Source organism: Sphingomonas phyllosphaerae FA2, assembly GCF_000427645.1.
GTDB classification, from domain to species: Bacteria; Pseudomonadota; Alphaproteobacteria; order Sphingomonadales; family Sphingomonadaceae; genus Sphingomonas; species Sphingomonas phyllosphaerae.
Map to the genome: position 1 here is coordinate 1,501,897 of NZ_KE386571.1, position 20,733 is coordinate 1,522,629.

The 20,733-nt window shown below is 68.2% G+C and carries 18 protein-coding genes; 9 read left to right on the forward strand and 9 right to left on the reverse strand.

The genetic code is table 11. From position 1 onward, the window contains the following. Window positions 1–17 precede the first annotated feature (17 nt). Window positions 18–2,510 (forward strand): DNA topoisomerase (ATP-hydrolyzing) subunit B, encoded by a 2,493-nt coding sequence (gene gyrB, locus SPHPH_RS0107495; RefSeq protein WP_028966148.1) that lies wholly within the window; start codon window positions 18–20, stop codon window positions 2,508–2,510. 338 nt (window positions 2,511–2,848) lie between these two features. Here gyrB and nudC read toward each other — a convergent pair whose 3' ends face one another. From nudC to mutY, 3 genes are read right to left on the reverse strand one after another with little or no spacing between them, the layout of a single operon-like run. Further along, window positions 2,849–3,721 (reverse strand): NAD(+) diphosphatase, encoded by an 873-nt coding sequence (gene nudC / locus SPHPH_RS0107500; protein WP_202900647.1) that lies wholly within the window; start codon window positions 3,719–3,721, stop codon window positions 2,849–2,851. Then, window positions 3,715–5,073 (reverse strand): serine hydrolase domain-containing protein, encoded by a 1,359-nt coding sequence (locus SPHPH_RS0107505; protein WP_238302943.1) that lies wholly within the window; start codon window positions 5,071–5,073, stop codon window positions 3,715–3,717. Before SPHPH_RS0107505 ends, nudC begins: the two co-directional genes overlap by 7 nt. After that, on the reverse strand, window positions 5,070–6,110 hold the full coding sequence (gene mutY / locus SPHPH_RS0107510; protein WP_028966151.1) for an A/G-specific adenine glycosylase: 1,041 nt from the start codon (window positions 6,108–6,110) through the stop codon (window positions 5,070–5,072). Before mutY ends, SPHPH_RS0107505 begins: the two co-directional genes overlap by 4 nt. A 26-nt stretch (window positions 6,111–6,136) precedes the next feature. Here mutY and SPHPH_RS0107515 point away from each other — a divergent pair, with 26 nt between their 5' ends. From SPHPH_RS0107515 to smc, 4 genes are all read left to right on the forward strand, one after another. Next, entirely contained in the window at window positions 6,137–6,652 is a 516-nt protein-coding gene (locus SPHPH_RS0107515) for a DUF721 domain-containing protein (protein ID WP_238302945.1), read from the forward strand. After that, window positions 6,649–7,311 (forward strand): thioredoxin domain-containing protein, encoded by a 663-nt coding sequence (locus tag SPHPH_RS19130; RefSeq protein ID WP_051272891.1) that lies wholly within the window; start codon window positions 6,649–6,651, stop codon window positions 7,309–7,311. Before SPHPH_RS0107515 ends, SPHPH_RS19130 begins: the two co-directional genes overlap by 4 nt. 16 nt (window positions 7,312–7,327) lie before the next feature. Then, window positions 7,328–8,083, forward strand: a complete 756-nt coding sequence (locus tag SPHPH_RS0107525; protein ID WP_238302947.1) for a thioredoxin domain-containing protein — start codon at window positions 7,328–7,330, stop codon at window positions 8,081–8,083. Window positions 8,084–8,297: 214 nt separating this feature from the next. Beyond that, window positions 8,298–11,690 (forward strand): chromosome segregation protein SMC, encoded by a 3,393-nt coding sequence (smc, locus tag SPHPH_RS0107530; RefSeq protein WP_028966154.1) that lies wholly within the window; start codon window positions 8,298–8,300, stop codon window positions 11,688–11,690. Here smc and SPHPH_RS0107535 read toward each other — a convergent pair. Next, a complete protein-coding gene (locus tag SPHPH_RS0107535) occupies window positions 11,635–12,870 on the reverse strand; it encodes a hypothetical protein (RefSeq protein WP_028966155.1) in 1,236 nt (411 codons plus the stop codon). The genes smc and SPHPH_RS0107535 overlap by 56 nt on opposite strands. Window positions 12,871–12,944: 74 nt before the next feature. Between SPHPH_RS0107535 and SPHPH_RS0107540 the strand changes: the two genes are divergently transcribed. The 3 genes from SPHPH_RS0107540 to SPHPH_RS0107550 all read left to right on the forward strand — a co-directional run bounded on the left by SPHPH_RS0107540 (window position 12,945) and on the right by SPHPH_RS0107550 (window position 16,152). Next, window positions 12,945–14,198 carry a putative DNA modification/repair radical SAM protein gene (locus tag SPHPH_RS0107540; protein ID WP_028966156.1) on the forward strand — a complete coding sequence of 418 codons (1,254 nt, stop codon included), beginning with the start codon at window positions 12,945–12,947 and terminating at the stop codon, window positions 14,196–14,198. 61 nt (window positions 14,199–14,259) lie between these two features. After that, window positions 14,260–14,745, forward strand: a complete 486-nt coding sequence (locus tag SPHPH_RS0107545; RefSeq protein WP_028966157.1) for a hemerythrin domain-containing protein — start codon at window positions 14,260–14,262, stop codon at window positions 14,743–14,745. A 9-nt stretch (window positions 14,746–14,754) separates the two neighbouring features. Then, window positions 14,755–16,152, forward strand: coding sequence for a UdgX family uracil-DNA binding protein (locus SPHPH_RS0107550; protein WP_028966158.1), 1,398 nt, complete (start codon window positions 14,755–14,757; stop codon window positions 16,150–16,152). Window positions 16,153–16,259: 107 nt separating this feature from the next. Here the strand turns inward: SPHPH_RS0107550 and SPHPH_RS0107555 are convergent, their stop codons facing one another. Next, window positions 16,260–17,054 (reverse strand): aldo/keto reductase, encoded by a 795-nt coding sequence (locus SPHPH_RS0107555; RefSeq protein WP_028966159.1) that lies wholly within the window; start codon window positions 17,052–17,054, stop codon window positions 16,260–16,262. A gap of 80 nt (window positions 17,055–17,134) precedes the next feature. Between SPHPH_RS0107555 and SPHPH_RS0107560 the strand changes: the two genes are divergently transcribed. After that, window positions 17,135–17,767: a DedA family protein gene (locus tag SPHPH_RS0107560; RefSeq protein WP_028966160.1), complete on the forward strand. Its 633-nt coding sequence runs from the start codon at window positions 17,135–17,137 to the stop codon at window positions 17,765–17,767. 27 nt (window positions 17,768–17,794) lie between these two features. Here the strand turns inward: SPHPH_RS0107560 and SPHPH_RS0107565 are convergent, their stop codons facing one another. Genes SPHPH_RS0107565 through SPHPH_RS0107580 form a run of 4 tightly spaced genes read right to left on the reverse strand, consistent with a single transcriptional unit; the run spans window position 17,795 to window position 20,642 of the window. After that, window positions 17,795–18,241: a hypothetical protein gene (locus SPHPH_RS0107565; protein WP_028966161.1), complete on the reverse strand. Its 447-nt coding sequence runs from the start codon at window positions 18,239–18,241 to the stop codon at window positions 17,795–17,797. 12 nt (window positions 18,242–18,253) lie between these two features. Next, window positions 18,254–18,787 carry a demethoxyubiquinone hydroxylase family protein gene (locus SPHPH_RS0107570; protein ID WP_028966162.1) on the reverse strand — a complete coding sequence of 178 codons (534 nt, stop codon included), beginning with the start codon at window positions 18,785–18,787 and terminating at the stop codon, window positions 18,254–18,256. Further along, window positions 18,784–19,266 (reverse strand): disulfide bond formation protein B, encoded by a 483-nt coding sequence (locus SPHPH_RS0107575; RefSeq protein WP_028966163.1) that lies wholly within the window; start codon window positions 19,264–19,266, stop codon window positions 18,784–18,786. Before SPHPH_RS0107575 ends, SPHPH_RS0107570 begins: the two co-directional genes overlap by 4 nt. Continuing rightward, entirely contained in the window at window positions 19,266–20,642 is a 1,377-nt protein-coding gene (locus SPHPH_RS0107580) for a S41 family peptidase (RefSeq protein WP_028966164.1), read from the reverse strand. Before SPHPH_RS0107580 ends, SPHPH_RS0107575 begins: the two co-directional genes overlap by 1 nt. Window positions 20,643–20,733: the final 91 nt, after the last annotated feature.

Here is a 20,733-nt window from a genome sequence, read left to right on the forward strand (position 1 = left end):
TGCCTATATGCTCCGGCATGGCAGAACCTCAGAATACCAGCGAATACGGCGCCTCTTCGATCAAGGTGCTGAAGGGCCTCGACGCCGTCCGCAAGCGTCCGGGCATGTACATCGGCGACACAGACGACGGCTCGGGCCTCCACCATATGGTGTTCGAGGTGAGCGACAATGCGATCGACGAGGCGCTGGCCGGGCATTGCGACCGGATCGACATCACGCTGAACGCCGATGGTTCGGTGTCGGTGACCGACAACGGCCGCGGCATCCCGACCGGCATCCACCCCGAGGAAGGCGTCTCGGCGGCGGAGGTCATCATGACCCAGCTCCACGCCGGCGGCAAATTCGAGAACACCAGCGACGACAATGCCTACAAGGTCTCGGGCGGCCTGCACGGCGTCGGCGTCTCGGTCGTCAACGCGCTATCCGAATTCCTCGACCTGACGATCTGGCGCGACGGCGAGGAGCATTACATGCGCTTCGCGCACGGCGACGCGGTCGCCCCGCTCAAGGTCGTCGGTCCCGCCGACGGCAAGAAGGGCACGCGCGTCACCTTCCTGCCCTCGCCCGAGACGTTCAAGATCACCGAATTCGACTTCGAGAAGCTTGAGCATCGCTATCGCGAGCTGGCGTTCCTCAACTCGGGCGTCCGCCTGTTCCTGAACGACGCGCGCCATGAAGAGCCGAAGTCGATCGAGCTGTTCTACGAAGGCGGGATTGCCGCGTTTGTGAAATGGCTGGACCGCAACAAGCAGCCGTTGTTCCCCGATCCGATCTCGGTCGCGGGCACCCGCGATCACGTGACGATCGAGGTCGCGCTGGAGTGGAACGACAGCTATTACGAGAACGTCCTCGCGTTCACGAACAACATTCCGCAGCGTGACGGCGGGACGCATATCGCCGCCTTCCGCGCCGCGCTGACCCGCACGCTCAACAATTACGCCGAAAAGTCTGGGCTCCTGAAGAAGGAGAAGGTCTCGCTCACCGGCGACGACATGCGTGAGGGGCTGACCGCGATCGTCTCGGTCAAGCTGCCCGATCCGAAGTTCAGCAGCCAGACCAAGGACAAGCTCGTCTCGTCGGAGGTCCGCCAGCCGCTCGAAAGCCTGATGGCCGACAAGATGGCGGAATGGCTGGAGGAAAACCCGCAGCACGCGCGCTCGATCGTCGGCAAGATCATCGACGCCGCCGCCGCGCGCGAGGCGGCGAAGCGCGCGCGTGAGCTGACGCGGCGCAAGGGCGTCATGGACATCGCCAGCCTGCCCGGCAAGCTCGCCGACTGTCAGGAGCGCGATCCCGCCAAGTCCGAGCTGTTTCTCGTTGAAGGCGACTCGGCCGGCGGTTCGGCCAAGCAGGGCCGCGACCGCCATTTCCAGGCGATCCTGCCGTTGCGCGGCAAGATCCTCAACGTCGAGCGCGCGCGCTTCGACCGGATGCTCGGCTCGAAGGAGATCGGCACGCTCATTCAGGCGATGGGCACCGGGATTGGTCGCGACGACTTCAAGCTCGACAAATTGCGCTACCACAAGATCGTCATCATGACCGACGCCGACGTCGACGGCGCGCATATCCGCACGCTGCTGCTGACCTTCTTCTACCGCCAGATGCCCGAGATCATCGAGGCCGGGCACCTCTATATCGCCCAGCCGCCGCTGTATAAGGCAACCAAGGGCCGCTCGGAGGTCTACCTCAAGGACGATCACGCGCTCGACAATTACCTCGTCGACGCCGGGCTGGGCGCGATGGCGCTGGAGCGCGGTGACGAGAAGCTTACCGGCGCGCACCTGCGCCCGCTGGTCGAGCACGCGCGACGGATGCGCACGCTGATGCGCTACGTGCCGCGCCGCTACGATCCGGTCATCATCGAGGGGCTGGCGATGGGCGGCGCCCTCGATCCCGAAGCGACGCGCGACACCCGCGCCGCTGCCGTCACGGAGGTCGTCCGCCGGCTCGATCAGGGCGACAGCGAAGCGACGTGGAGCGCACGCGTCACCGAAGAGGGCGGCATCCACTTCGAACGGCTGTGGCGCGGCGTGACCGATCACCACATCGTCGAGGCGGCGTTCCTCGCCTCAGCCGAGGCGCGCAAGCTCCACACGCTCGCCGCCGAACAGGCCGAAACCTTCGCCCATGCCGCAAAGCTGGTGCCGGTGAAGACCGCCGCGGTCGAAACACCGGTCGACGCGGTCGCCACCGACGAGGAAGGCGAGGAAACCGTCTCCGTCGGCCGTGGCGAGTCGCTGGTGGCGCGCCCGTCGCAATTGCTGGAGGCGATCCTCGCTTCGGGGCGCAAGGGTCTGGCGATCCAGCGCTACAAGGGTCTCGGCGAGATGAACGCGGAACAGCTGTGGGAAACCACGCTCGACCCTTCAAACCGCACGATGCTCAAGGTCGCGATCGAGCAGGCCGACGTCGCGGACGAAATTTTCACGCGCCTGATGGGCGACGTCGTGGAACCGCGCCGCGAGTTCATCCAGGAGAATGCGCTGAGCGTCGCGAACCTCGACGTTTAAAGCCTACCCTCTCTCCATCGCCCCAGACTTGATCCGGGGCCCCGCTTCTTACCGACCGCGCGAAGAAGAAGCGGGGTCTCGGGTCAAGCCCGGGACGACGCAAGTGGATGACGGCTCACCCCCACCCGTCATCCCCGCGAAGGCGGGGATCCAGACGCGCAGGTTCTCGTAAAGGCCACAGGCGTCAGAGGTTCTGGATTCCCGCCTTCGCGGGAATGACGATAGGTCAAGGTGGCTCCCAGCCGAATTGCCCCCGTCATTGCGAGCGTAGCGAAGCAATCCAGTGCCGGATCAGAACGCGCTGGATTGCTTCGCTACGCTCGCAATGACGGACAAACCTATCCCTCGACCCACGCCCGCAACAACGAATGCGCGATGGCATAGCGCGGCGGTGCACCGAACGCCCCGGCCTCACCCGCCAGCGCCGCGCGCACCTCGTTACGCGTCACCCAGCGCGCATCCTCCAACTCGTTGGTGTCGAGCGTGATCGCATCGTCTTCCGCCTCGGCCACGCACGCAATCATCAACTGCGACGGAAACGGCCACGGCTGGCTCGCAACATAGCGCACCGCCCCAACGCGCACCCCGGCCTCCTCGAAAATCTCCCGCGCCACGGCCTCCTCGATCGACTCGCCCGGCTCCAGAAAGCCAGCCAGCGCCGAATAGCGCCCCGCCGGAAACGCCGCCTGCCGCCCGATCAGCGCGCGCCCGTCATGCTCGGCGATCATGATGACCACCGGATCGACCCGCGGAAAATGCTCCGCCTTGCAATTCGGACAGCGGCGCCCCCAGCCGGCGCGAAACGGCGCGGTCGCGTGCCCGCACCGCGCGCAGAACGGATGCCGCGCATGCCAGTCGATCAGCGCGCGCGCCGCGGCGAACGTCGCCGCCTCACCGCCGCGCAACCGGTCGAGCAACGCGAACAGCGTCGGCGATCGATACGGCGGCGGCGGCATGTCGCCGGGGATGATGGCCGCAAAATGCGCCCGCCCCTCCGCCAGCCCCAGCAACACGAATTCCGCCCCGTCCGGCGCATCGGCGACCACGCCCCACGCCAGCGAGCCGTCCTCTTCCACGACCGGCTCGAACGCAGCGAGCCGCAACAGCCGCGACGTCGGGTCGGCCAGCAACGGCGCGATCGCCGCCGGATCCTGCCGCAACGCGTCGGCGCGATCCAGCGTGCCGCCGGTAAAGCCGGTTTCGATCACCATTGCCCTCCGTGCAGCCGCGCGGCGTCGCGCCGGATCGCGGCATAGGTTTCCTTGCCCAGCGGCCACTTCTCGGCCGGGAAGTAATTGACCATGATCGTGCTGCGGAAGCGCTTCGCGGGATCGACCAGCGCCAGCGTCCCCGCCGCACCCGCCCAGCCATAGCTGCCCTTCGACGCGCCGTTCGGATCGTCGTTCAGATACACGACCCCGCCCGCGCCAAAGCCGCGCTGCTGCCCGTCATTGTCGAAGAACACGCCCGCCGGCATCAGGTTCGACATTGCCAGCCGCGCGGTCTGCTCCTTCATCACGCGCGTGCCCTCCAGCATCCCGTAATTCTGGAGCATATGGAGGAAGCGATCGTAATCGCGCGCGCTGCTCACCAGCCCCGCGCCACCATAAGGAAAGCTCGGCGGCTGCAACCACGGCGAGCGCGCCGCGGGATCGAGCGGGGTCAGCTTCTCCTCGACGAACGCATAATTGGTCGCGAACCGCCCGACGTCGCGCTGCGGCACCTGCCAATAAGTCGAGTTCATCTTGAGCGGATCGAGCAGCCGCGTCTGGACGAAGCGCTCGAACGACATGCCGCTCGCTTTCTCGACCACCGCCGCCAGCACGTCGAGCCCCATCGAATAATGCCACGTCGTTCCTGGCTCAGCGACCAGCGGCGCCTGCGCGACCCGCTCGGCGAAGGCAGTCAGCGACGCCGGGCGCGTCCGCCGCGCCTGCGCCTCGATCTGCGCATTGACGGTCGCGGGGACCAGACCGAGCCGCTCATATTCCTTGAGCAGCGGCCCCTTGGCGTTGATCTGGTAACCGATCCCCGAAGTATGCGTCATCAGTTCGCGGATCGTGATGGGCTTGGCGGCGGCGCGCGTCTCCAGCGAGGTGTCGGGGCTGGTCAGCACGCGCATCTTCGCGAACGCCGGAAAGTATTTCGACAGCGGATCGTCGAGCGACAGCTTGCCGTCCTCGACCAGCAGCATCGCCGCCATGCCGGTGATCGGCTTGGTCATCGAATAGACGCGCCACAGCGAGTCAGGCCCGGCCGCCGCCGCACCGGGGTCGAGCGAGATCTTGCCCGCGCTGACGAACACCGTCGGCAACTCGCCAAGCCCGAATGCGCCGACGATCCCCGGCATCTTCCCCGCCGCGATATAGCCGTCGTACAGCGCCTTGGTCGCGGGCAGCAGCGACGCCGCGGCGGCGGCATCGGGCGTCCGTTGCGCGGGCTGTGGCGCCGACGCGCGCATCTGCGGCTGCGGTTGCTGCGCCGAGGCCGCGACCGTTGCCAGCAGCGCCGCGCCAAGCCCAACAGCCTTCACCGGCTTCATCGTCCACCGCTTCAATGTCATGCCCGTCTCCTCACCACATCTGCCGCTTTCGCGAACACCGTCGGCAATCCTGCTTCGTCGAGCCGATCGACCGGCCACCACTCACCTTCGTTGCTCGCGACGTCCGTGTGCGCCACCGCAATCGCAAGGTCGATCGTGAAATGCGTAAAGCCATGACTCACCGCCTCATCCAGCATCTTCCAGCCTGCGTCGGCGGGCGCATCGACCAGCAGCGGCGGCGCATCGCTCCACGGCCCAGTGGGCAGCGCACGCATCCCGCCGAGCAACCCCTTGTCGGGCCGCCGCACCAGCAGCACCGCGTCGCCTCGTTGCAGCCAGAACAACGTCCCATGCCGATGCGGCCGCGCCGGCTTCGGCTTCTTGACCGGATAGGCCTCGGGCGTCCCCGCCGCCTGCGCCGCGCATGCCTGATTGAGCGGACACAGCAGGCACCGCGGCCGCCGCGGCGTGCAGATCGCCGAGCCCAGGTCCATCATCGCCTGTGCGAAATCGCCCGCGCGCGCGTCCGGGGTGATCGTGTCCGCCGCCGCCCGGATCGCCTTGCGCGCCGCCGACAAGGGCGTGTCGATCGCGAACAGCCGCGCGACGACCCGCTCGACATTGGCATCGACCACCACCGCGCGCCGCCCGAACGCAATCGCCGCCACCGCCGCCGCGGTATAGTCGCCGAAGCCCGGCAACGCCCGCAGCGCCGCCTCCGTGTCCGGCAACCTGCCGCCATGTTCGGCCGCGATCCTCCGCGCCGCCGCCAGCAGATTGCGTGCCCGCGCATAATAGCCGAGCCCCGCCCACGCCGCCATCACCTCGCCCTCGTCCGCGGCGGCGAGGTCGGCGAAGGTCGGCCAGCGCCGCGTCCATTCGGTGAAGCGCGGCCGCACTGTCGCCACCGTCGTCTGCTGGAGCATCACCTCGCTCAGCCACACGCGATACGGATCGGCGACTTCGCCCGCCCTCGCGCGCCACGGCAAATCGCGGCGGTGACGGTCGTACCAGTCGAGCAACGGAGTCGCGATATCGATCCGGTGCTTGGCGTCCATGCCCCGGCTATGGCATGGGCGACGGAATGAGCAAGCGCGCCGGCGATCCCCCTTCCGAATCCCCGCGCCACAATCGCTCGCGGCAGGTCGCCGAGCTGTTGCCGGCGGTCGGCGGTGCGGCCTTCCGCCGCTTCGGCTTCGTGCAGTCGGCGATCGTCACGCGCTGGCCGGAGATCGTCGGCGAGCGACTCGCCGCCGCCAGCACGCCCGAATCGATCCGCTTTCCCGCCGGCAAGAAGCAGGACGGCGTGTTGACGCTGACGGTGCGCGGCGCCCATGCTGCGATGATGAGCCATCTGACGGCCGAGATCATCGAGCGCGTGAACCGCTTCTTCGGCTATGCCGCGGTGGTGCGGGTCGCGATCCGGCATGGCGAGGTCACGCGTCGTCCCGAACGCCGCGCCCCGCCGTCGCTCGTCCCCGCCCCGCCCGAAATGGGGCAGAGCCTGCGCACGATCGCCGATCCCGAGTTGAAGGCCGTGCTGGAGGCGCTCGCCTCCGGCGTCGCTGCCCCCCGCCCTGTGTTGCCGAAGGTCCGATGACGCGCTTCCTCATTCCCCTGCTCGCCGCCGTCGCACTGACCGCCGCCAGCGCCCCGCGTCCGTGGACCGCGGTCGCAACGCCGGTGGCGAGCGGCAGCTATCTGATCGGCAATCCGAAGGCGCGCGTGAAGCTGGTCGAATATGTCAGCTACACCTGCCCGCATTGCGCGCACTTCACGCAGGAATCCGACGCCACGCTCGGTGCGATGGTCCGGTCGGGCTCGACCAGCGTCGAATACCGCAATCAGGTTCACGACGGGATCGACCTCGCCGCCGCGACGCTCGCGCGCTGCTCGGGCGCGGCGGCCTTCCCGCGCGTCCATGCCGCCTTTTTCCGGAAGCAGGAGCAATGGCTCGATCGCGCCGCCGAGTGGGCGCAGGCCAATCAAGCACGCGTCGCGAGCTGGCCGCAACTGGCGCAGCTCTCCGCGATCGCCGACGGGGCCGGCCTGACCGCGATCGCGCGCGAGGCAGGCGCGCCGGCGGCCGCGATCAGCGCCTGCTTCGCCAATGATGCCGCGGTGAAGAAGACGATCGCTGTGTCGGAAACCACGTCGAAGGTCCAGGGCACGCCCGCCTTCGAGATCAACGGGCGGCTGGTCCAGAATGTCGGATGGGCGCAGTTGCAGCCGCAATTGCGCGCCGCGGGTGCGAAATGAGCGACGGAGTGACACGATGAAGCGTATGGCAACCCCCTTGCTGGCGGCGGTCGCGCTGCTCGCCGGCTGCGGCAGCGGCGCGGGCGACGGCAACAGCAGCACGCCGACCGCCCCCGCCGGATCGGTGAAGGCGGTCGCGGCCCCCGCCGGTCAGGACTGGACGCAGGTCGTGTCCGCTACCCCGGCGGGCGGCTATGTCGTCGGCAATCCCGACGCCAAATTGAAGCTGGTCGAATACGGCTCGCGCACCTGCCCGACCTGTGGCGCGTTCGGTCAGACGGGCATGCGCCCGCTCGAGGACAATTACGTCAAGGCCGGCAAGGTCTCGTATGAATTCCGTGACTTCCTGGTTCACGGTCCGCCCGATCTCGCCGCGGCGCTGCTCGGGCGTTGCGCGGGGCCGCAGCCGTTCTTCCCGATCCTTGAGCAGATGTATATCGACCAGCCCAAGTTCCTCGATACGCAGATGAAGATCGCGCAGGATCAGGCGTTCCTGCAACAGACGCAGAACGCCGCCCCCGCGCAGGTCGCCACCGCCTGGGCCGAGAAGATGGGCTATCTGGAGTTCATCAAGCAGCGCGGCGTGCCGGAGGCGCAGGCGCGCGCCTGCCTGACCGATGCGAAGGCGATCGACCAGCTCACCAAGATGATGCAGGACGGCACTGACAAGAACGGCGTCACCGGCACGCCGACCTTCATCCTCAACGGCGCGAAGGTCGACGGCGTTACCTGGGCGCAGGTCGAGACGGCGCTGAAGAACGCGGGCGCGTGATGCCGGCGGGCGTCCGTCGCCACGGACGCCCGTTGCGGGCGGGTGCTGATAGCGCCCGTCCTGCGCTCACCTCGTCATGCCGCCGTTCCCTTCCGTCATTCCCGCGCAGGCGGGAATCCAGAACCTCTGACCTCACCGCAAGAAGCGCGACGTTCGCGCGTCTGGATTCCCGCCTGCGCGGGAATGACGAAGATGGCCGCCCCGGCCTGACGCGATGCGGATAAAGCGCCTCCGCCTCACCGGCTTCAAGAGCTTCGTTGACCCGGCCGACCTCCGCATCGAACCGGGCCTGACCGGCGTCGTTGGCCCCAATGGCTGCGGCAAGTCCAACCTCCTCGAAGCGCTTCGCTGGACGATGGGCGAGAACAGCGCCCGGTCGATGCGCGGCGCGGGGATGGAGGACGTGATCTTCGCGGGCACCGCCTCGCGCCCACCGCGCGACTTCGCGGAGGTCGCGCTGCTCGCCGAGCGCGACGGCCCCGACGGTCCCGAGGAAAGCGAGATCGTCCGCCGCATCGAACGCGGCGCGGGCTCCGCCTATCGCATCGACGGCCGCGACGTCCGCGCCCGCGACGTGCAGTTGCTGTTCGCCGATGCCGCGACCGGCGCGCACTCGCCCGCGCTCGTCAGCCAGAACCGCATCGGCGCGGTGATCGCCGCGCGCCCGGTCGAACGGCGCGCGATGCTGGAGGAAGCCGCCGGGATCGCCGGGCTCCACGTTCGGCGCAAGGATGCGGAGACGCGGCTGCGCGCCACCGAGGCCAATCTCGCGCGGCTCGACGAGCTGCTCGCCGACCAGACGACGCGCATCACCGCGCTCAGGCGACAGGCGCGCGCCGCCGAACGCTACCGCCTGCTCTCGGAACAGATCCGGCTCGCCGAAGCGCGGATGATCTTCGCGCGCTGGCGCGACGCCGCTGCCGCTGCTACCGAGGCCAAGGTCGAGGCGGACGCCGCCGAGGCGGCACTCGCCACCGCCACCGCCGACAGCACCGGCGCACAAGCCGAACAGCAAGCCGCCGCCGAACGCCATGTCGCCGCCCGCGATGCCGCGCTCGCCGCCCGCGATGCCGCCGCCGATATCGCGCACCAACTCACCCGGCTTCAGGAACAGCGCCTCGGCGTCGAGCGCCGCCTGTCCGACACCCGCGCCGCTCGCGCGCGGATCGACGAGGATCGCGCGCGCGAGGATGCGCTCGCGCACGACGCCGCCGCCGCCATCGCGCGGCTGGCGGAGGAGCGCGACGCCCTGAAGCAACGTATCGCTCAGGCCGGCGCGGCGCGCCCCGCGCTCGACGCCGCGCTGACCGAGGCCGAACGCCGCGCGCGCGATGCCGAAGTCGCGCTGGCGCAGGCGATGTCCGCTGAGGCAGCGGAAGCCGCCGAACGCCGCGTCGCGCTCGCCGCGCGGGCCGCCGCGGCGGCGCGCTACGACCGCGCGCGTCGCGAGGCGGTGCAGCTCGCCGCCGCGATCGAGGCGCTCGATGATCCCGCGGCGCTGGAGGAGCAACGCGCCACCGCGCAGGCCGCGCTCGCCGCGGCGCAGGACAAGGCCGAGAAGGCCGCGGCAGCGCTGACTTGGGCCGAAACCAACGAGGCCGAGGCGCGCGAGGAACGCGACCCCGCCGAGGCGAGCCGCGCCGCCGCGATCGCCGCGCTGGCGGCGCTCGACGGCGAACTCGCCGCGCTGCGCCAGTCGACCGTACGCGACGGCGACCGGCTGATCGACGCGGTCAGCGCCGAGCCGGGGTTCGAGCGCGCGCTGGCGGCGGTGCTCGGCGACGAACTGGAAACTGCGCTCGCCGACTGGACCGGCGCGGCGCTCGACCCCACCGATCCCCCCGCCCCGGTCGGCACGCTGCCGCTCGCCGCACGCGTCACCGCGCCCCCCGCGCTCGAACGGCGGCTGTCGCAGGTGTTTCTGGTCGAGGGCGATTCCGGTCAGGTCCTCCAGGTCGGCCAGCGGCTCGTCACCCGTACTGGTCATGTCCGGCGCTGGGACGGCTATGTCAGCGAGATCGGCGGGGTGGCAGCGGCCGAGCGCTTGCAGCGCCTCAACCGGATCACCGCGCTGGAGGCCGAACGCCCCGCCGTAGAGCAAACCGTCGAGGCCGCCACGACCCGCCGGACGCGGATCGACGAGCGAATCGCGCGCGCCCGCGTCGCCGCGCAATCCTCACGCGCGCTGGTAACCGAGGCCGAGGCGGCGGCGCGCGCCGCACAGCGTGACGAGGATCGTGCGACTGCCTTGATCGAACGGCTGGCGGCGCAACAGGCCGATCTCGCCGCGCGCGCCGCTCGCGTCACCGCCGAGGCCGGTGAGGCCGATGCCGAGCAGGCACAGGCCGCGGAAGCTATCGCCGCGCTTCCCGACGGCACCGCCGCCGCAGCCGCCACCGCCCGGCTGCGTGCCGAGGCGGAGGCGGCCCGCGCACATGTGGCGCTTGCCCGCACCGATCGCAGCACGCACGACCGGATGCTCGACGAGGCGCGGGCCCGGGCGGCGGGGGCGAGTGACGAGGCGCTTGGGTGGCGCGCCCGCGCGGGCGAGGCGGCGCGGCGGCTCGACGAAATGGCGGAGCGTGCCGCCGCGCTGGATGTCGAACTCGCCGACCTGTCGGAGCGCCCCGCTGCGCTCGCCGCCGAGATCGCGACGCTGGAGGCGGAGCATACTGCCGCGCGCGCCACCGCCGACGCGACCCACGAAGCCGAGCGCGAGTCGGACGTCGCATTGCGCGTCGCCGACGCCGCGCTGACCCGCGCTGCCGAGACGCTGGCGCAGGCGCGCGAACGACGCGCCGGTGCGATCGCACGGCTCGAAGGCCACGAACTGCGCCGCGTCGAGATGGGGCGCGTCTCGGGCGAGCGCTTCGAATGCCCCGCGCCGACCCTGCCGTCACGCGTCGGGTTCGAGAGCGACTCTGTCGCCAGCCCCGCCGACGAATCCGCGGCGCACGAGCGGCTGGTCATGGACCGCGAGCGTCTCGGCCCGGTCAATCTGGTCGCCGAACAGGAACTCGCCGAATTGGAAGCCGCCGGCACCGCCACCGCCGCCGAGCGCGACGAACTGGGACAGGCGGTCAACCGGCTGCGCGGCTCGATCGGCACGCTCAACCGCGAGGGCCGCCAGCGGCTGCTCGCGGCGTTCGAGGCGGTCGACGGCCATTTCCGGCGCTTGTTCACCACCTTGTTCGACGGCGGGCAGGCGCATCTCGCCTTGGTCGACTCCGACGATCCGCTCGAAGCCGGGCTGGAGATCATGGCGCAGCCCCCCGGCAAGCGGCTGCAATCGCTGACCTTGCTGTCGGGCGGCGAACAGGCGCTGACCGCGATCGCGCTGATCTTCGGGCTGTTCCTGACCAACCCCGCGCCGATCTGCGTGCTCGACGAGGTCGACGCCCCGCTCGACGACGCCAATATCGAGCGGTTTTGCGACCTGCTCGACCGCATGGCGCGCGAAACAGACACCCGCTACCTGATCGTCACGCACAATGCGGTGACGATGAGCCGGATGCACCGCCTGTTCGGCGTCACGATGATCGAAAAGGGGGTCAGCCGGCTGGTGTCGGTCGATCTTCAGGCGGCGGAGCTGCTGGCCGCGGAATGAGCGTCCAGGTCGGCGCGTCATCCTGCACCGCGCCGTGGATCAGCCACAGCATCGCCACCCCGCGCACGATCGCGGCGGCGAGGATATCCGACTGCGTCGCCGACGGCCACGCGCCCTCCAGCCCCGCGAACATCCAGAATTCGGCAAAATAGGCGAGCAGATCGCCGAGCAGGAACAGCGCCATCGCCCGCACCCGCGTGCCGGTCAGCACGATCATCGGCCACAGCCACAGGTCGAACTGCGGCGAATAAACCTTGTTGGTCAGCAGGAACCACGCCAGCACCGGCATGAACAGCAACCACGGCCGCGCGCCATGCCTGCGCCAGCCCACCGCGACGATCGTCGCCGCGCCGCCCGCGAACAGCACGAACGACCAAAAATTGCGTGTCGGAATGTCGGTCGCCCACCAGCCGAATTGCGCCATCAGTTCCCAGACACTCGCCGCCGTCCCGCTCCGCTCGCTGGAGAAAGCATAGAATTCGCGCCAGTTCTCGAACGTCCGCGCGGCAACGGGCACATTGACGGCCGCCCATGCGATCACCGCAACCGCCACCAGCACCCCCGCCGCCGCGATCCGTCGCGGCCAGCGCCAGCCGGGGCGGAACAACGCCCCCAACCCGAACAGCGGCAGCATCAGCACCGGAAACAGCTTTGCCGCGCCGCCGAGCGCCGCCAGCGCGGTCGCCTTCCGCTCGGCCCCGCGCCGCGCCGCCAGCAGCGCCGCGACCGCGAACGTCACCGCCAGCAGGTCCCAATTGTGCCCGAGATACAGCACCAGCGGCGGCGCGAGCGCCCACGCATATTGCCGCCGCACCCCGACGCCCGCGTTTCGCATGAACTCCAGCACCACGAACGCGAGCATCGCATTGCCGAGCGTCACCGCGTTCAGGAAATCGGCCGCGTCCGCGCCGCGCCCGCCGATCACGCGCGCGACCAGCCCCTCGATCCAGATCAGCGCGCCGGTCAGCACCGGATATTCCATCCGCGCCTCGAAGTAGGGAAGCTGCCCCGCCGCGACCCCGCGCAAGCCCCAGAAGGGCACCGCATCGCTATAACAGCCGGTAATATACTGCTCCGAGCCGCTCCATCCGGCCCCACAATGCGCCTTGAACCCCCAGCCGAGCAGGCACGTCAGTGCCAGCGCGAGATACGGGCCGTTGGGGCCAAGCCGATCGATCATCCTTTGCACGGGGCTGATCCATGGCAAAGCGATCGGCCCTCGACAAGCCACCCCGGCGAACATACATCGAACACATGGCGCAACTGGATGTCCGACAGAAGCTGGAAATCCTTGCGGATGCGGCCAAATACGACGCGTCCTGCGCATCGTCGGGCACGGCGAAGCGCAACTCTGCCGACGGCAAGGGGATCGGCTCGACCGAGGGCATGGGCATCTGCCACGCCTATGCGCCCGATGGTCGCTGCATCTCGCTGCTCAAGATCCTGCTGACGAACAGCTGCATCTTCGACTGCCATTATTGCATCAACCGGAAGAGTTCGAACGTCCGTCGCGCACGTTTTACTGCGCAGGAAGTGGTGAACCTCACCCTCTCTTTCTATCGTCGCAACTACATCGAGGGGCTGTTCCTGTCGTCGGGGATCATCAAATCCTCAAACTATACGATGGAGCAACTGGTCGAGGTCGCGCGCAGCCTGCGCGAAGAGCATTACTTCCGCGGTTACATTCATCTCAAGACGATCCCCGACGCCGATCCCGAGCTGGTGCATCAGGCCGGTCTCTATGCCGACCGTGTCTCGATCAACGTCGAACTGCCGACCGTCGGCGGTCTGAAGCGGCTTGCACCGGAGAAGGACAATGGCCGCATCGAAGGCGCGATGGGTGAGATGAAGGCGGCGATCGTCGACACCGCGGAGGCGCGCACCAAGTATAGATCCGCGCCGCGCTTTGCGCCCGCTGGCCAGTCGACGCAGATGATCGTCGGCGCCGATGCCGCCACCGATGGCGATATCGTCACCAAAGCCTCGACACTCTACGATCGCTTCGGTCTGCGCCGCGTCTATTATTCGGCGTTCAGCCCGATCCCGGATGCGTCGAGCGTACTACCCTTGCAGCGTCCGCCGCTGATGCGCGAACACCGGCTGTACCAGTCCGACTGGCTGATGCGCTTCTATGGCTTCCAACCGCGCGAAGTCGTCGCGGCGACCGACGACGCCACCGGCATGTTGCCGCTCGATATCGATCCCAAACTGGCGTGGGCGCTCAAATTTCGTGACCAGTTCCCCGTCGACGTCAACCGCGCGCCGCGCGAATTGCTCTGGCGCGTTCCCGGCCTTGGCACGAAAGCGGTCAAGAGTATTCTCGCCGCGCGCCGCTGGCGGCGGCTGCGGCTCGACGATGTCGCGCGGCTAACCGTGTCGATCGCGCGCATCCGCCCGTTCATCGTCGCCGAGGACTGGCGACCGGTGACGCTCACCGACCGTGCCGAACTCAAGCCGCTCGTTGCGCCGCGGCCCGCCCGCCAGCAACTGGAATTGTTCGGCGCGTGAGAATGAATCGCGGGTGAAACGGCGTGACGCCTCATGCGCTTCGGCCTCGAAGGAGATCGATATGGCGCACGCAGAAATCTACGCGGACCTGAAACGAGATCACGACAAGCAACGCGATATGCTCAAGCGCCTCGACGGCATGGACGGCGATAGCGCCGACCGTCGCGAGCTGTTCGACGCGTTCCGGCTCGAAGTGCAGAGCCATGCCGCTGCCGAGGAGGAATCGCTCTACGCGACGATGCTCGGTCGCCCCGACCTGCGCGACGACGCCCGCCACTCGGTTGCCGAGCATAAGGAAGTCGATGATCTGATCGGCGAGTTGCTCGATATGGAATTCGGCTCGGACGCGTGGGAGCAGAAGTTCGCGCACATGCGCCATCGCTACGAGCATCACATCGACGAGGAAGAGGAAGAGATGTTCCCCGCTGCCGAGCAGAAGCTCGACGACGCCACCGAGCAGCGGCTCGCCGACACTTACGAGGAGCGCAAGCCCGCCGAGCTGGAGCTGGCGCGCGACAACCCGCCCGGCGGCGACGAGCGCGAGTAATCACGGTCCATGCGCGTCGCCACGCTTTCCGCGCCCGATGATATGGACGCCTGGCGCGAGGCGGCGCGTGCGCTGATCGCCGCCGATGTGCCGCCCGACCGCGTCGTCTGGCAAGTCGGCGCGGCCGCGGAGGACTTGTTCGCAACCGGGGCAGAGCCCGCCCCGACGTCGCCTGCCAACGCTTCGCCGCTGCGCGTGTCCCGTGCGTTCATCGCGCTGGCGGGTGATGCGATCCTTCACCGTGACCCGGAACGGTTCGCGCTGCTCTATACCCTGTTGTGGCGGCTGCGCGAGATGCCGCGGCTGGTCGAAGACCATGCCGACCCGCTCGTGCGCCGCCTAGAAGGTTTGGCGAAGGCCGTGCGTCGGGACATTCACAAGATGCGCGCCTTCGTGCGGTTCCGCACCGTGACCGACGACGACGGCGACCGCTATGTCGCGTGGTTCGAGCCCGAGCATCATATCGTCCGCGCCAACGCCGCCTTCTTCGTCAACCGCTTCGCATCGATGCGCTGGTCGATCCTCACACCGGACGTGTCGATCCACTGGGACGGCGCGCGGCTCAGCGAAGGGCCGCCGGCGGTGCGCGGCGACGCGCCGGAGGGCGATCCGGTCGAGGAAGTGTGGAAGACCTATTACGCCAGCATCTTCAATCCGGCGCGCGTCAAGGTGAACGCGATGCTCAAGGAGATGCCGCGCAAATACTGGAAGAACATGCCGGAAACCGCGCTGGTCCCGCAATTGCTGGCCAGTGCGCAGGCACGGGAGAGCGGAATGATCGAGCGGGCCCGCGGCCGTGAGGAAATCGGCGGCAATGCGCAACTCGCCTGGGAGGCGCTGCGCGACGAGGCGGCGGCATGCACGCGCTGCCACCTCCACAAACATGCGACGCAGACGGTGTTCGGCGAAGGGCCGGTGTCGGCGCCGATGATGTTCGTCGGCGAACAACCCGGCGATCAGGAGGATCTGGCCGGTCACCCGTTCGTCGGGCCCGCCGGACAGGTGTTCAACCGCGCGCTCGCCGCGGCCGGGATCACCCGCGAGCAGACCTATGTCACCAATGCGGTCAAGCACTTCAAATTCGAGCCGCGCGGCAAGCGCCGCATCCACGCCAAACCCGACGCTGGCGAGATCGAGGCATGCCGCTGGTGGATCGAGCAGGAGCAATTGCTCTTGCGCCCGAAGGTCACCGTGGCACTCGGCGCGACCGCGGCGCGCAGTCTGTTCGGCAAGGTAATGACGATCGGTCGCGAGCGGGGTCGCGAGCAACGTCTGCCAGATGGCGGCGCAGCATGGATCACGGTGCACCCCAGCTATCTGCTGCGGCTACCCGACGAGGATGCGCGCACGGCGGAGTTCGCGCGGTTCGTCGACGATCTGAAGCTGGCGCACGCGGCTTTAGGCTGACGCTCGTCATTGCGAGCACAGCGAAGCAATCCAAGCCCGGATCAGGACGCCCTGGATCGCTTCGCTGCGCTCGCAATGACGAACAATAAGGTCCCGACTCCCGCCCTTCACATCTCCCGCGGATCAGGCCCCATCCGCCCGTCGGGATCGTCCATCGCATCGATCGCCGCAATCTGCTCTTCCGACAGCCGCACGTCCCGCGCGCCCCAGTTGCTGGCGAGATGCTCCAGATCCCCCGCCTTGGGAATTACCGACAACCCCTTCGCCAGATGCCAGGCGATGATGACCTGCGCCGGCGTCGCCCCGACCTCATCGGCGATCCGCACGATCCGCTCGTCCTTCAGCGTCGCGCCCTGCCCCAGCGGGCTCCAGCTCTGCGTCACGATACCGTGCGCGCGATTGGCGTCCTGCACATCACGCTGCTGGAAGGTCGGGTGCAACTCGATCTGGTTGACCGCCGGCACCACCCCGGTGGCTTCGACGATCGCTTCGAGATGCTCGGGCAGGAAGTTCGACACGCCGATCGACCGCGCCAGCCCGCGCTCGCGCAATTCGATCAGCGTCTTCCATGCATCGACGAACCGCCCGCCCGCGGGATGTGGCCAGTGAATCAGGTACAGATCGACCTGTTCGCGCCCGAGCAGCGCCAGACTGGCGTCGAGTGCCGCAGCGGCATCGCCATGCTGGTCGTGCCACAATTTGGTGGTCACCCAGACATCGTCATGCCCGAGCCCTTCACCGACGCCGCGCTCATTATGGTAGAGCGCGGCCGTGTCGACGAGGCGGAAGCCGAGATCGAGCCCGGCGCGGACCACCGGCGCGACCTGCGCATCGGGAATTTGGTAGGTGCCAAGGCCAAGCTGGGGCATGGTGCGGCCATCGTTCAAGGTCAAATCTGTCATCTGCGACGAACCATTGCTGTCCCAACGCGGTTCCCGGATTCCCGCTTCCCTTTCTTGCCGCAGTGCCGCAAGCGCAGCGCATGGTCGAGAAGATCCTTGCCGCCCTCGCGGGCTTTGCCATCGCCGTCATCTCTGCCGGCGGTTACTGGGGTATCGCGCTGCTGATGGCGATCGAGAGCGCGTGCATCCCGCTGCCCAGCGAGATCATCATGCCGTTCGCAGGCTATCTGGTGTCGACCGGCGAGCTGAACCTGTTCCTCGCCGCGACCGCGGGCGCGCTCGGGTGCAATCTCGGCTCGATCGTCGCTTACGAGATTGGGCGGCGCGGCGGGCGGCCGATGGCGGAAAAATTCGGACGCTACGTGCTGCTCGGGCCGGGCGAGCTGGACCTCGCCGACCGCTTCTTCAATCGCTGGGGCGCGTGGGCGATCCTGATCGGGCGAATGCTGCCGGTGATCCGCACCTTCATCGCCTTTCCCGCCGGGGTCGCGCGCATGAAGCTGATCCCGTTCCACCTCTATACGTTCATCGGTTCGTGGCCGTTCTGCCTGTTGTTGGCGTGGATCGGCATGACGCTCGGCGACAAGTGGAACAGCGATCCGCGGCTCAAGGCGTTCTTCCACCGCGCCGACGCCGCGATCGGCGTCGTCCTGGTCGCGGCGATCGCCTTCTATATCTGGCACCGCGTCAAGGGGATGAAGGCGAAGGGCTGATCCTCGTCGCCGGGAAGTCGCGGACTTCTATAGCTCCGGCGTCTCCCGCTTCGCTTCGGCGCGGCGTTCCTTCTTCCACCGCGTCGCGTTCTGCGTGACGCAGCCGGTCGCGCTTGCCGCGCCGACCGTCGAGCAACTCCCGACCCCGACCGTCCCGACATCGCGATTGGCCTGCTCGCGCGCCGCCCAATTCTCGTTCTCGGGCGTCACCTCGAAATTGCGCAACTCCTTGGGTATACGGAACTGCTCCTCGGCCGGCCGGCGGGTGCAGACCACCACCTCGTTGCCGTCATTGTCGGTCGGGCAGCGTTCGTTGCCGTACAGCACGATCACGCCGTTCACCGGCGCACTGCGCGACACGCCCTCGGCCACGGTGACCTTCGGCACGCGGGTCGTGCTGGCGGGCGGACCGACCTGCGCCACGGCGGGCGTGGCGCACAGCGTCAACAGGATCGGCGAGAGGCGACGACGCATCGAACAGACCTTCTACAAACGTTTGGCAGTGGCGATCGCAACACGGCACCCAAGCCGGATCGCCGCCGACAGCAAGGGATAGGCCGGCGCATTCTCCGCGCCATTGGCCAGCGCGGTGTCGCGATGCTCCAGTTCTTCGGCCTGAAACTCGCGGATCGCCTCGGACAGCTCGGGATCGCTGTCACCCAGCGCGACCAGCTGCTCCTCGTAATGTTTGTCGATCTCGGTCTCGACCGCGGCGGTGCACGCCATCGCCGCCTCCGGTCCGATCGCGGCAGTCACCGCGCCGAGCGCGAAGCCCGCGACATCCCAGAACGGCTGGAACAGCGTCGGCCGCACGCCGCGCTCGACGATCATCCGGTCGAAGAACGCGCGGTGCTTTTCCTCCTGCAACGCCATCGCGGAGATCTTGCGCGCCATCGGCGAGCGCTGCCCCATGATCGCGAGTTGCCCCGCATAGATGCGGATCGCCCCGAACTCGCCGGCCTGATCGACACGAATCATCGACGCGGACGGATGCGGACGGTCACCGGGCTTCCAGGTCATCCACGCCTCCTCAATTGCGTCGCGATCAGCAAAGCGCCGACCAGCGAGATCACCGCATTCCACCCGGCGAGCGACACGCCGAGCAACGACCATTGCGGCGCATCACACCGGACGATGGGGGCGGCGAGCAGGTCCTTCAAGGCCTGATCGGTCGACAGGCCCGACAGGTTGGTGGTCTGCGTGCAGGCGGTGATCCCCTGCCACCAATGATATTCGACCCCGGCGTGGAAGACGCCGATCAGCCCGGACACCGCGATCAGCGCCGCCGCACCCGCCACCAGCGTCGCCTTCACACGCGGCCCGCCGGTCACGAACGCCAGCACCGCCATCGCCAGCGCGCCATAATGCGGCCACCGCTGCCAATGGCACATTTCGCACGGATACAACCCGCCGATCAGCTGGAACGCCCACGCCCCGCCCAGCAGCACCGCCGGGATCAGCAGCGCGAGCAGCCGCGCGTTGCGCAGGCCGGTTGCCATCACTTCTTCACCGCCGCCGGCGTGGCGGTCGCGCCCGGCTTGACAGTCATCGCCTGCGTCACCGCCGTGACCTGCGTCGCGCCACCCAGCCGCGCGATCGTCTTGAGCGCATACCAAAGCTGGAAATCCTCGATCCCCTGCTTCTTGAGCGCGTCGGGCGAAGTCGCGAAGCGCGGATCGTCTTTCACATCCTCTTCCAGCACCGCGTTATCCGGCGACTTGATCTCGTTGATCAAATGCCGGCGCAGGTCGGCCTCGCGGAACACCGGGCGCGACTTGTAATCGGGGTCAGAGATCTGCGGCACCTTGATATCGGGCTCGATCCCGCCCTCCTGCACGCTCCGCCCAGAGGGGGTGAAGTAGCGCGCGGTGGTCAGCCGCAGCGCGGTGCGCGGCCCCAGCTGCAGCAACGTCTGCACCGATCCCTTGCCGAACGTACGCTCACCCATCACCAGCGCGCGGTGATGATCCTGCAACGCGCCCGCGACGATCTCGCTGGCCGAGGCGGTGCCCGAATCGGTCAGCACGATGATCGGCAGCCCGTGCGCATCGTCGCCCGGCCGCGCGAAATAGCGCTCGATATCGTCCTTCTCGCGCCCGCGCTGACTGACGATTTCGCCATGATCGAGGAACGCGTCGGACACTTCGATCGCCTGCGTCAGCAACCCGCCGCCATTCTCGCGAAGGTCGACGACATAGCCGAGCGGACGATGCCCCAGCGACTTGTCGATCGCCATGATCGCGGCGCGCGTGTCCGCGCCGGTCTGTTCGGAGAAGGTGTTGATGTTGATGTAACCGACATCGCCCTTCACTTCCCATTTGACCGGGCGCTGCACGATCACCTCGCGCACCAGCGTCACCACGATCGGCTTGTCGCGACCGGAGCGGATCAGCGTCAGCGTCACCTTCGTGCCCGGCTTGCCGCGCATCTGCGCGGTCGCCTCGTCGAGTGTCCCGCCGTAGATCAGCTTGCCGTCGATATGCGTGATGAAGTCGCCGGACTTGATCCCGGCGCGTCCGGCCGGCGTATCCTCCTGCGGCGCGATCACCTTCACTGCGCCATCCTCCATCGAGACGGTCAGGCCCAGCCCGCCGTAATTGCCCTCGGTCTGGATGCGCAGATTGTCGAAGTCGGAGGCGTCGACATAGCTGCTGTGCGGATCGAGCGCCGCCAGCATCCCGTCGATCGCGCCCTTCATCAGTTGATCGTCGGTGACCTTGTCGACGTAATCGGCCTTCACGCGATTGTAGACGTCGAGGAACTTGTCGAGCTGGCGATAGGTGGCGGTGTCCGACGCGGCCATCGCCCCGGTGGCGACCGGCACGGTGGCGATGGCGGTGACCAGCGCGACGGCCGGGAGCAGCTTTGACTTCATGACGGGCGAAACTGTTCCTGCGAATGGACGATCCCGCGGTGTAGCGGAATTTGCCGGGACGATCAAAGCGCCCGCGCGGCTGAATGGTGGC